At 66.6% G+C, this 10671-nt stretch carries 12 protein-coding genes; 6 read left to right on the top strand and 6 right to left on the bottom strand.

The window, feature by feature from the left end:
- Nucleotides 1-234: alpha/beta fold hydrolase (locus tag ACRDUX_RS08425; protein ID WP_526412845.1), on the top strand; the 234-nt coding region annotated here is incomplete at its 5' end.
- On the opposite strand, the gene ACRDUX_RS08430 is transcribed toward ACRDUX_RS08425, so the two are convergent.
- Nucleotides 224-1591 (bottom strand): flavin monoamine oxidase family protein, encoded by a 1368-nt coding sequence (locus tag ACRDUX_RS08430; RefSeq protein WP_526412847.1) that lies wholly within the window; start codon nt 1589-1591, stop codon nt 224-226. The genes ACRDUX_RS08425 and ACRDUX_RS08430 overlap by 11 nt on opposite strands.
- A gap of 27 nt (nt 1592-1618) precedes the next feature.
- Here ACRDUX_RS08430 and ACRDUX_RS08435 point away from each other — a divergent pair, with 27 nt between their 5' ends.
- Together ACRDUX_RS08435 and ACRDUX_RS08440 are read left to right on the top strand one after the other, a co-directional pair.
- On the top strand, nt 1619-2599 hold the full coding sequence (locus tag ACRDUX_RS08435) for a TIGR03617 family F420-dependent LLM class oxidoreductase (RefSeq protein ID WP_526412866.1): 981 nt from the start codon (nt 1619-1621) through the stop codon (nt 2597-2599).
- 45 nt (nt 2600-2644) lie between these two features.
- Nucleotides 2645-4156: a flavin-containing monooxygenase gene (locus tag ACRDUX_RS08440; protein ID WP_526412849.1), complete on the top strand. Its 1512-nt coding sequence runs from the start codon at nt 2645-2647 to the stop codon at nt 4154-4156.
- A 97-nt stretch (nt 4157-4253) separates the two neighbouring features.
- Here the strand turns inward: ACRDUX_RS08440 and ACRDUX_RS08445 are convergent, their stop codons facing one another.
- Nucleotides 4254-5876, bottom strand: coding sequence for an alkaline phosphatase D family protein (locus ACRDUX_RS08445; protein WP_526412851.1), 1623 nt, complete (start codon nt 5874-5876; stop codon nt 4254-4256).
- 253 nt (nt 5877-6129) lie between these two features.
- Here ACRDUX_RS08445 and ACRDUX_RS08450 point away from each other — a divergent pair, with 253 nt between their 5' ends.
- Nucleotides 6130-6306, top strand: coding sequence for a hypothetical protein (locus ACRDUX_RS08450; protein ID WP_526412853.1), 177 nt, complete (start codon nt 6130-6132; stop codon nt 6304-6306).
- A gap of 56 nt (nt 6307-6362) precedes the next feature.
- Here ACRDUX_RS08450 and ACRDUX_RS08455 read toward each other — a convergent pair whose 3' ends face one another.
- Together ACRDUX_RS08455 and ACRDUX_RS08460 are read right to left on the bottom strand one after the other, a co-directional pair.
- The gene (locus ACRDUX_RS08455; protein ID WP_526412855.1) at nt 6363-7478 is read right to left on the bottom strand and encodes an Rv3169 family protein; all 1116 of its coding nucleotides are present in this window, start codon (nt 7476-7478) and stop codon (nt 6363-6365) included.
- On the bottom strand, nt 7478-8617 hold the full coding sequence (locus ACRDUX_RS08460; protein ID WP_526412856.1) for a phosphotransferase family protein: 1140 nt from the start codon (nt 8615-8617) through the stop codon (nt 7478-7480). The genes ACRDUX_RS08455 and ACRDUX_RS08460 overlap by 1 nt, the downstream gene beginning before the upstream one ends.
- A gap of 41 nt (nt 8618-8658) precedes the next feature.
- On the opposite strand from ACRDUX_RS08460, the gene ACRDUX_RS08465 reads away from it, so the two are divergent.
- A complete protein-coding gene (locus ACRDUX_RS08465) occupies nt 8659-9261 on the top strand; it encodes a TetR/AcrR family transcriptional regulator C-terminal ligand-binding domain-containing protein (RefSeq protein WP_526412858.1) in 603 nt (200 codons plus the stop codon).
- Between the two features lie 61 nt (nt 9262-9322).
- Nucleotides 9323-9664 carry a hypothetical protein gene (locus tag ACRDUX_RS08470; RefSeq protein WP_526412860.1) on the top strand — a complete coding sequence of 114 codons (342 nt, stop codon included), beginning with the start codon at nt 9323-9325 and terminating at the stop codon, nt 9662-9664.
- Here the strand turns inward: ACRDUX_RS08470 and ACRDUX_RS08475 are convergent.
- Nucleotides 9661-10059 carry a VOC family protein gene (locus ACRDUX_RS08475; RefSeq protein WP_526412862.1) on the bottom strand — a complete coding sequence of 133 codons (399 nt, stop codon included), beginning with the start codon at nt 10057-10059 and terminating at the stop codon, nt 9661-9663. The two genes, ACRDUX_RS08470 and ACRDUX_RS08475, sit on opposite strands and share 4 nt — an antisense overlap.
- 40 nt (nt 10060-10099) lie before the next feature.
- A partial coding sequence (locus ACRDUX_RS08480) for an enoyl-CoA hydratase/isomerase family protein (protein ID WP_526412864.1) occupies nt 10100-10671 on the bottom strand: 572 nt, incomplete at its 5' end.

The following is a 10671-nucleotide window of genomic DNA, read 5'->3' on the forward strand; positions in this document are numbered from 1 at the left end:
AAGCACATCTCGCTGCGGAACCTGACCGTGCCGACACTCGTCATCGGCAGCCGCTACGACCGCCTGCTGCCCATCGGCGCATCCCGCCGGATCGCCGCCGACGCGCCGAACGTGGTGTCCTTCGTCGAGATGGCCTGCGGTCACTGCGCCATCCTGGAACAGCCCGACGAGGTGAATCGGGAGCTGCGTGCCTTGGCCGAGTCGGTGCGGGAGAAGCGGCGGATCAGCTCGTAGGGGTGAGGTAGGCGGCAACCTCGCCCGCCGCGCGTTGCCCCGACCGGACCGCGCCGTCGAGGAAGCCCGTCCATTGGTCGGCGGTCTCGGTTCCTGCCCAGAAGATGCCGTCCACCGGTCGTCGTAACAGGTGCCCGTAGGTGGTCCAGGACCCGGTGGGTACCGCCGCAGTCGGACCGCCCGGGGCGAACTGCTCTGCGCTCCAACGGTGGTCGACGTAGTCGATGGGATGCCGGGCGTCATCGCCGAACAGGGTCGCGAAGCATTCCAGCACGCGTGCGCGCCGCTCACCGGGTTCGAGCAAGTCGAACTTCCGTGAGTCGGCGAACCCGAGCAGGATGCCGGGGCCTTCGTCGGATCTCGAGTCGCCGGGGCTGACGTCGAACGTGATGAACACGGGCCCCTCGTCGGAGAGTGCCTCGCCCGATTGCCCTTCGGCACGCCAGAACGGCGTCGCGTAGGCGGCGTAGGCCTTGCTGAGATTGCCCTGTGGCCAATGCGCCGCGAGTTCGGCGTACCCGTCGGGCAGTCCTGGCTCGAAGGTGATCGACCCGCGGTGCTCGGGTGGGACGGCGACGACGACGGCGCGTGCCTCACGCCTGCCGACGGTCGTGTGCACGACAACGCCGTCGGCAACGCGTTCGATGCGTTCGACCACCTGGTCGATCTGCACGCGATCGCCGAGGTCCTCGGCCATCCGCACCGCGATCTGCTGAGTGCCCGCGGGAAAGCGGTCCTGCTGGGCGCCGCCCTCGACGTCGAGCATGGGGCCGATTCCGCCTGCGGCCTTGATGTAACGCACGGCGTGCAACATCGACACCTCGTCGGGCTCGCAGCCCCACGTGACCCGCGCCATGATGGCCATCAGATCTCTGGTGCTCTTACCCGCGTGCACCGATCGCAGCCAGCGTTCCATCGTCTGCTGGTCCAGCCGGTCGGCGATCGGGGCCGTCCACGGCTCGCTCAGCGAGATCTGTCTGCTGAGCCGCTCGAACCGCCACTGGATGCGCGAAACATCAAGCAGCTCAAGGATGGACAGCTTCGGGATGGTGCTTCGATAGGACCGGACCCGGCCGCGCCAGCGAATCAGGTTCTTGCCACGGTTGTAGGTGGGCACCGTCGGGCAGCCGAGCTCGGCGGCCAGCTTGAGCACCTCGGTCTGCGTCGGCCCGACGAACGTGCCGCCGAGGTCTACCGGGATGCCCGCGACGGTGGTCGTGTAGGACCGGCCGCCGACGCGGTCACGGCCTTCGAGCACGACGACGTCGTAACCGAGTCCGGTCAGACTGCGCGCGGCGGTCAGTCCGGCGAACCCGGCGCCCACGACCACGACGTCGGGGCCGACTGGGATGGTCATTTGACTAGGCTCTCACGCGTGAAGGTCATGACAGCGCTGTTCGGGCCGACGGATGCGATCGAACGGGCGCACGCGTTGCGCGAGGCGGGCGCCACCGGGGTGTTCACCTTCGAGGGTCCCCACGACGTGTTCGCGCCGTTGACGCTCGCCTCGACCGTCGGCGGGCTCGACCTCATGACCAACGTTGCGATCGCCTTCCCGCGCAATCCGATTCACCTCGCGCATCAGGCGATCGATCACCAACTGCTCGCCGACGGGCGGTTCATCCTCGGCCTCGGCACCCAGATCCGCACCCAGATCGAGAAGCGGTTCGGCGCCGACTTCGACAAACCCGTCGCCAGGATGACCGAGCTGATCGGCGCGATGCGCGCGATCTTCGCCTCGTGGACCACCGGCGAGCGGCTGACCTTCCACGGTGAGTTCTACCGGCACACCCTGATGACCCCGAACTTCACGCCGAAGGACATCCCCCACGGGCCGCCGCCGATCTACGTCGGTGCGCTTGGCCCGAGGCTCACCCGGGCGGTCGCCGAGGTCGCCGACGGACTGCTCGTGATGCCGTTCGGCTCGAAGCGCTTCCTGCACGACGTCACCATGGCGAAGGTTGCCGACGGTCTGACCGCCTCGGGCCGCACTCGCGACGAATTCGCGGTGGTCCCCGAGATCATCGTCTCGATCAGCGACGAGGACCCCACCCACGCGTCCACCCGTCAACTCCTCGCGTTCTACGGGTCGACGCCGGCGTACCGCCCGGTGCTCGAGGCGCACGGCTGGGGGGACCTGCAGCCGGAACTCCACGCGCTGTCCAAGCAGGGTCGCTGGCAGGAGATGGGCGGGCTCATCGACGACGACGTTCTGCACACCATCGCGGCGTGCGGCACGCCCAAGGAGATCGCCACCCACATCCGCGACCGGGTCGACGGCGTCAGCGACCAGGTGTGCGTCTACCAACCCGCACCCATGCGGGTGGACTCATTGGCTCAGATCGTCGACGCGCTGCAGGGTTGACGTCCTATCGTGGGCGGTACGGAGCGGGACCAGAGGAGGTTCTCCATGGGCGGCCAGGCAGATCCCAACATGCCCGAGTACTCGGACGTGCTGATCATCGGGGCGGGCATCTCGGGCATCGGAGCGGCCTACCGCATCCACGAGAAGAACCCGAAGCTCAGCTACACGATCTTGGAGAGGCGCGGGCGCATCGGTGGCACGTGGGACCTGTTTCGGTACCCCGGTATCCGGTCCGACAGCGACATCTTCACGCTGAGCTACGCCTATGAACCGTGGACGCGTCCCGAGAACATGGCCGACGGTCCGGACATCCGCGAGTACCTGACCGACACCGCGAGCAAGCACGGCATCGACGATCACATCCGGTTCGACACCCACGTGAAGTCTGCGGACTGGGACTCGGAAACCGACACCTGGACCGTTCGTGCCGAGCAGGGTGGTGTCGAGGCGGCCTACCGTGGGCGCTTCCTGTTCTTCGGCACGGGGTACTACAACTACGACGAGCCCCACTCGCCGGACTTCCCAGGGCTCCAAGATTTCGCAGGCGACGTGGTGCATCCGCAGTTCTGGCCCGATTCGCTGGACTACGCCGGTAAGAACGTCGTCGTCATCGGCAGCGGCGCCACGGCGATCAGCATGATTCCGTCGCTGTCCGAGAAGGCGGCGCACGTCACGATGCTGCAGCGCTCACCCACCTACATGATGTCCATGTCGCGGATCAATCCGGTTCTGCACGCCGTTCGAGGAGTTCTGCCGCGCAGGGTGACCCACGCGCTGGCGCGGTTCCTGTTCTCGGCCATCACGACGCTGAGCTACGCATTCGCCCGCAAGGCGCCCAAGACGTTCACGCGACTGGTTCGAACGACCGCGATGCGGTACCTACCCGCCGGCTACGACGTGGACACCCACTTCAAGCCCCGCTACAAGCCGTGGGATCAGCGCTTGTGTGTCATCTTGGGCGGCGACCTCTACAACGAGATCAGCGAGGGCCGCGTCGAGGTGGTGACCGATCACGTCGACCACTTCGATGCCACGGGTATCGCGCTGAAGTCCGGTGGTCGTGTCGATGCCGACCTGATCGTCACGGCGACCGGCCTGCAGCTTCAGGCGCTCGGCGGCATTTCCGTGAGCATCGACGGTACCGACGTCAAGCCAACCGAACGGTTCGTCTACAAGGAGTACCTGCTCGAGGACGTCCCGAACATGGCGTGGTGCATCGGCTACACCAATGCGTCGTGGACGTTGCGGGCCGACATGACGGCGCGTGCAGTCGCGAAGTTGTTGGCCTACATGGAGTCTCACGGTTACACGCACGCGTACCCGCATCTGGGGGGCAGGCCGATGCAGGAGAAGCCGACGTTCGACCTGCAGGCTGGCTACATCCAGCGTTCACCGAATGCCTTGCCGAAGTCGGGTATTCATCGACCGTGGAACGTCCGGCACAACTACGTGCTGGACCTCGTCGACCACCGGTTCGACCGCATCGAGGAGTCGATGGTCTTCGGCCGCGTCGCGGCCAGACAGACGCAGACCCAGACACAGACCCAGACTGCCTAACTCCCGCGAGCTAACCTCCCGCGAGCTAACCTCCCGCGAGCGTGCGCGTTTGTACGCGACACGCCGCGGCGGTGTGGCACGTTGCGCACGTTCGTCGTTAGTCGGTCAGCGAAATCCTGGCGACTTCGGCCAGCTCGCCGGTATCGCGTGGCTGCTCGAACAGGACCTCGGCGCTACGGCCCGTCGCGACGAGGGTGGCGATCGTGTTGCCGAACAGAGGACCGCTGAGGTTGCTCCACGTGATGGGCAGCGGCGGCGATCCCTTCCGACGGGCGTAGCGCCGGGTGACGCGGGCCAGCCGACGTGACCATCCGAGTCTGAACACCGGTTTGACGAACATCGGAACGTAGTTGTGCACCGGTGAGCACACCAGCTGGTGCACCCGCGCCGTCGCAGGACCCGGGAGCGCTGCGCGGGCCGCATAGCTGTGGTGCACGTCGCCGGACAACACCGAGATCGTGGCCGGACCACCCGACTCGCGGGAGGCCGCGGCGACGATGAGGTCGCTCAGCCGCAGGAAGGATTTCAAGAACGCGGCCCAGTGCTCGAAATCGGCTGTCTGACGCACCTTTTCGGCGATCCGCCCTCGTCTGCCCTGGCGCGACGCCGCGATTTCGTTGACGGATTGCAGGTCACCGATCGCCGGAGGGAGCAACCACGGCAGGGACGAGCCGAGCAGTAGGTGATCGAGCTGGTCGATGCCGTCGTTGACCTGCTCCTCCAACCAGCTGAACTCGCGGTCGCCCAACATCTTTCGGTCGCCACCATCGAGGATTCGCGCATTTCGCGAGTCGATCATCACCAGCCTGCTGCGCCCCAGATCCCAGCGGTAGCTGAACCGTAGCCCCTTGTCACCGTCGACTTCACCGTCCGCGCGGTCGGCCAGCTCGGCGAGATGCCGCCAGGAGTCGCCGTCGGCGGCCAACACGTTCTGGTAGTCGGGGTCGCTGATCAGTTCGTCGGGGCTGAGGTTGCCCAGATGTTGATAGACCCAGTACGACGCCAGCCCTGCTCGAATGCGATCGCGCCACCAGGGTTTCTCGTTGACCTCTCTGCGCCACGCCGCCGAGGTGTTCCAGTCGTCCCTGATGTCGTGGTCGTCGAAGATCATCGCGGTTGGCAGCGTGGAGAGGATCCAGCGGATGTCCGGGTCGCCCCAGGTATGTCGGTAGAGGCTCTCGTACTCCGTGAAGCTGACGACTTCGTCGGGCGGGCGCTTGCCGACGGTGCGACGACCTGCGAGATGTTCGCGTGCCTGCGGCGTCAGCTCGTCGGCGTACACCTGGTCACCGAGCAGCACCAAGGCGTCCGGCCACCCCTCGGTCGGGGTGGTGGTCAGCCTGCCCGCGTAGCAGTCGAGCGCATCGAGCCCGAGCTTCTCGTCGAGCTTCTCGTCACCGGTCTTCGGGTAGCGACAGGACCCGAAGATGACCCGCAGCCGCCCGGCGGTGCCGGGCCCACGCGTCCTGATGACACTCGGCGGGAACCGGGAGTCCGGCTCGGGCCAGACCCGTTGACCATCGACGTGGACGTGGTATTCGGTCGTGGAGTCCGGGGTCAGCCCTTCGACGGATACCAGGGCGTAGTGGCAGCCCTGCACTTCGAAGGTGGCGGCGGAGCAGCCGAGTACCTCGACGGTGGCCGCATCAATGGTCTGAACCCAAACCGTCGCCGTGGTCTCACCCACATGGCGAAGGATGGGACCGAGCAAGAGGGACACCTGCCCAGCCTAGGGCGGTCGTTCGTCTGCGGTCCGCCAATCCGTTTGCCGTGCTGTGATGCAGGGCACTCGCAGCGGGCCCTCGATCGCCGAATTCGCACCACGAACCGGTCGATTCCTGCCAGTGGCCGATCAATCACTGCCATTGGAATTAAACCGCTGACCTGCTGGTTTGACCTATCAGACCGGCCGAGAAGAGCTCCTACCGGCCGACAGAGACCAAATCAGAAGCAGTAGAGGAAGAGGGATCATCATGAAGAAGTTCGGATTCGCCAGCATCGCCACCATGGCAGCCACCGGTTTCGCCGCCGCCGTGTTCGGCCTGGCCGCTCCCGCGAACGCGGACGTCGACCACCACCAGTGGGTCAGCGACATCCAGCAGCACGCTTCCGTTGGCACGGTCACTTCGACCATCGGCAACGGCCGCTGACCCAGACAGCGAAGAAGGGGCGCCCGTCAAGCGGGCGCCCCTTCCTTCGTTCTGGGCTAGTCGGCCACCGTCAGCCAGTCGGCGAACCCCGATGGGTCGTGGCGACCCAGCGCGCCGTGCTCGAACAGGCCCCAGCCCTCGACCGGGGTCCCGTCGGCTGGTGTGCATACCGCGCGCCCCACGTGGTCGATGACGCCGAAGCCGGCCCGCCCGATGATCGCCGGGTCGGTCATGTCGTAGGTCAGGCGTTCGGTGAACTTGTCGCCCTTCCACACGCCGTGGATCCAGTCCGAGTCGCCGCCGTACCCGCCGCCGACGTGAATCGGCACCGGCAGTTTGGATTCCACTTCGAAGTGCACCGGGGACCCGTCGAGCGCGGTCGCGTCGATGCTGGCGCCCTTGGGGATTCGGGTGCCCGAGTTGTAGTGGATCTTGATTCGCGGCCAGCCGAGCTGCTCGACGCGGCCGTCCTTCCAGATGCGCGTGCAGTCGTTCAGCGAGCGGAATCCGTTGGGCTCCTCCTGGATGATGATGACTATCGAGAAGTCGTCGAAGGCCATCGGCACGTAGAGCCACCACATGCCTTCGAACGGCGGATCGGCAGGCCGCCCCGCGGGTTCGGCCTCACCGATTGGTCGAATGCCCCAGGACCGGTCACGGGTGCCGATCCAGACCTCGGGGTCGACCGTGATCTGTTCGCCGTCGATGGCGATGTGGCCACTCCACGAACCCAGTTGGGCGAACCGCTGCGCTTCGAGCGTGACCCGGTTGCCGGCACGCAGGGTGTGTGGCTGTTCCTGCACGACGTCGAAGAGCCCGTTCCACGTCAGGTCGACGGCCATGCCCTCGGTCTCGTCCATGATGATCCGCAACCGGTGCAGGGGCTCTTGCACCTCGACGCGGTAGCCGTTGACGTGTTGGTTGAGCCGGTCCTGGTCGATGGAATCCGACAGGTGCACCGCGGTCTGGGCGTCGCCGCGGCGGACCAGCACGAAGGCGTCCTTGACGCCCAGGTTCGGGTAGTAGCCGATGCCGGTGATCAGGAAGACGTCGCCGGTGCGGTCGTGGGCGTTGTAGTAGGACCGGTCGTAGAAGTTGCGGTCCGAGGACCCCGGCCACGCGATGGGCTTCGGGATCTGGTGAACGGGATACTCATCCATCGGGCCCAGCATCAGTTGGCCTCCTCTATCAGCCGTCGCAGCAGCGACGCGTGGTAGAACATCGACTCAACGTCGTCGGGTTTCTCGATCTCACCGAACCGCACCCGTCGCGCGCCCGTCCGCATGAACACACAGCACCAGATGACGCCGGAGTACACGTAGAACCAGCGCAGGTCACCGAGCGTGGCGCCGGTCAGTCCCTGGTAGGTGCCGCGGACGTCCTCCTCGCGCATCACGTCGGGCAAGCCCGGCAGTCCGGCCAGGCCGGCGAGTTCCTGGAAGACCATGTGCGCGAAGATGATCCACGCCACGTCGAGTTCGCGCGGCCCCACGGTCGCCATCTCCCAGTCCAGCACGGCGACGGGGCGGAAGTCCTCGTAGAGGACGTTGCCGATGCGGGAGTCGCCCCACGTCAGCACGGGTTCGGTCGCTGCGACGTCCGAGGGAAAGTTGTCCTCCAGCCACGCCAGCGCACCCTCGACCAGAGTCGACCTGCCGATGTCGGGGACGGCGAACTCGTACCAGTCCTTGAGCCAGCCGAAGTGACGGCGCAATGGGCTGTCGCCGGGAGGGTCCACCTCGGAGAGGAATCCGAACGTCGCCTCCGCGTTGGGAATCGAGTGCAGCTTCGCCAATACCTCGACGGTGGAGTCCTGCAGCTCGCGCTGTCGTTCGACGGGTGCGTCGGCGAACCAGTTTCCGCCGAACGTGTACGGCATGACGTCGGGTGGGACGATGCCGTCGACGTGGTCCATCAGGAAGAACGGGGTGCCGAGTACGTCTCCGGAGTTCTCCATCCATCGGACGCGGGGGACCGGCACGTCGGTCAGCTCGCCGACGAGCCGGATGACGTCGAACTGGTGGTCCAACCGGTAGGTGGGGAACACCGGGACGTCCTCGGCGCTCGGGGCGACGCGGGCCACCCACTTCTGCTCGTTGGGCTGGCCGTCCTGCTCCCACTTCCCGGTCAGAATGATGGTCTCCGAGGACATTCCGTTGGAGTCGACGCCACTCTCGACGGTCACCTCGGGGGCCGTTCCTCCAGGCATGACGGTGGAGAGCCACTGCGACATGACCGAGGGCAGGGTGCTGTTGTCGCGAGAGGTGTGCTGCAGGCGACTGACGTCTTCGACAGCCGGTTCGTTGGTCACGGTTTACCCTTTCGAGCAATTACGATACGGTGAGTAGCGTTATGAAAGCAGACCGGGGTTCCGATGACAAGACCCCTGGCGCAGGTCGCCCGCGCGACCCGCGTATCGACGTTGCCATATTGGAGGCGACGGCGGATCTGCTCGCTCAAATCGGTTATGCGAATCTCACGATGGCCGCTGTCGCCGAACTCGCGGGCACCACGAAGACGGCGCTGTACAGGCGATGGTCGAGTAAGGCCGAACTCGTTCACGAAGCCGCCTTTCCCGTGGCTCCCACCGCGCTGACGACGCCCGAGGGCGACATCGTCGGTGACGTGCGGGCCATGGTCGCCGCCGCCCGCGACGTGTTCACCAGCCCGGTGGTGCGGGCCGCGCTACCCGGACTCATCGCCGACATGGCCGTCGACGCCGAGCTCAACGCCCGCGTGATGGCCCGTTTCGTCGGCCTGTTCGGCGTCGTTCGGGAGCGGCTGGTGCGCGCCGTCGCCCGTGGTGAGGTCCACGCCGACGTCGACCCCGAGCGCCTCATCGAGATCATCGGTGGCGCAACCCTTCTGCGGCTGCTCCTCGATCCCGGCGGAGAGCTCGACGACACCTGGGTGGAGCAGACCGCCGCCATCATCAGTCACGGCGTGAGGAGGTAGGGGACCGTGGCTGAAGAACGTCCGCGGCGAAACGCCCGACACGGCAGATAACGTTGAGCCCATGTACGTGCAGCTGACCCTGAACGACGAGGACGGGGTGCCCGAGGTCTACTCCACCCCGCCATGGACGGACGACGCCGACGGACGGGCCGAGACCGCCCGGATCGTCGTCGATCCGGTGGGCAGGCCAGACGGTGAACGCTCCGGGGTCCTGCTCACGATGACGATCGGGGAGGCGTTGATCCTCGGTCGGCGGATCACCGAGGTCGCAGGGGCGGCCGCGGAAGGCGAGTTCAGCCGCCGCGGGACCCAGTGGCGCAAGGAGGTCCAGGACCGCAAGCGACGCGAGGCGTGGAACGTCCTCATGGCCGGCTCGGAGGACGACCCACCAGTCGACGTCTAAGCCGGCGGTGCGAAGAACTCCAGAGCGGAGCCGTCGGGGTCGCGAAAGCTCAGGCCCGAGCCGTACGGCGCGTCGACGATCCCGCCGTGGGCGATGCCCAGTTCGTCGAGGCGGGCCGCCCAGCTCTCCAGCTCTGCACGGGACCCGCAGGCGAACGCCACGTGGTCGAGGCCGACGCGAAACTCGCTGAACGGTCCGTCGGGTGCCGACTGGGTGTGCTGATGAATGCCGAACAGCGTGTCGTCCGGCAGGGCGTACACGACGTGTCGGAAGCCGGCGTCGGTGTCCTCGTCGATCACCGGGTCAACGCCGATGAGCTCGCGGTACCAGGGTGCGCTGACGGACAGGTCCCGGACCGTGAGCGCGACGTGGGTCAGAGCGGGAAAGGTAGGCATTGAACCTCCTTGGTCGTCGGATGATCGATCTTGACACGACTCAGGGGTTCGGATGGTTCAAATCGGCCGCGCCGGCGATCTGCGACTTGTTGTTCCGGATGACGTCGAGGCGCCGCTGCTCCAGGCCGGCCAGATCGTGCTCCTGAGCGCCGGCGATCGCGCCCTCGGCCGCCAGTGCGGGGTCGACGACGGCTGCGGCTCCCGTCACGTAGATCTCCTTGAGTCCACGCATGGTCGGCTTCGGCACGTCGGCGATCTTGGTGGCCAGCTCGACGGCCCTTCTCAACAACCGGTCGTGTGAGACGACCTCCGTGACCAGCCCGATGCGTTCGGCGCGGACGGCGTCGACCACCTCACCAGTCATGGACATGCGCCGGGCCATCGCCACCCCGACCAGCTGCGGAAGCCTCGCGGTCATCCCACCGCCCGGCAGAATGCCGACCCGGGCATGGGTATCGGCGAACACGGCCCGCTCGGAGGCGATGAGGAAGTCGCAACCCAGCGCCAGCTCGAGACCACCGGTGAACGTCGGTCCGTTGATCGCGCCGACGATCGGTGTGCGCATCTCGGCGACCGCGGCGATGCAGCTCTGGGTTTTGAACTCCTCGAAGT

Origin of the sequence: Mycobacterium sp. (assembly GCF_050701675.1) — a bacterium.
Classification (GTDB): domain Bacteria; phylum Actinomycetota; class Actinomycetes; order Mycobacteriales; family Mycobacteriaceae; genus Mycobacterium.

Excerpts from the sequence above, each read along its gene's own strand:
- ACRDUX_RS08430 (WP_526412847.1), bottom strand. The coding sequence starts at position 1,591 with ATGACCATCCCAGTCGGCCCCGACGTCGTGGTCGTGGGCGCCGGGTTC.
- ACRDUX_RS08435 (WP_526412866.1), top strand. The coding sequence starts at position 1,619 with ATGACAGCGCTGTTCGGGCCGACGGATGCGATCGAACGGGCGCACGCG.
- ACRDUX_RS08440 (WP_526412849.1), top strand. The coding sequence starts at position 2,645 with ATGGGCGGCCAGGCAGATCCCAACATGCCCGAGTACTCGGACGTGCTG.
- ACRDUX_RS08450 (WP_526412853.1), top strand. The coding sequence starts at position 6,130 with ATGAAGAAGTTCGGATTCGCCAGCATCGCCACCATGGCAGCCACCGGT.
- ACRDUX_RS08455 (WP_526412855.1), bottom strand. The coding sequence starts at position 7,478 with ATGCTGGGCCCGATGGATGAGTATCCCGTTCACCAGATCCCGAAGCCC.
- ACRDUX_RS08465 (WP_526412858.1), top strand. The coding sequence starts at position 8,659 with ATGAAAGCAGACCGGGGTTCCGATGACAAGACCCCTGGCGCAGGTCGC.
- ACRDUX_RS08470 (WP_526412860.1), top strand. The coding sequence starts at position 9,323 with ATGTACGTGCAGCTGACCCTGAACGACGAGGACGGGGTGCCCGAGGTC.
- ACRDUX_RS08475 (WP_526412862.1), bottom strand. The coding sequence starts at position 10,059 with ATGCCTACCTTTCCCGCTCTGACCCACGTCGCGCTCACGGTCCGGGAC.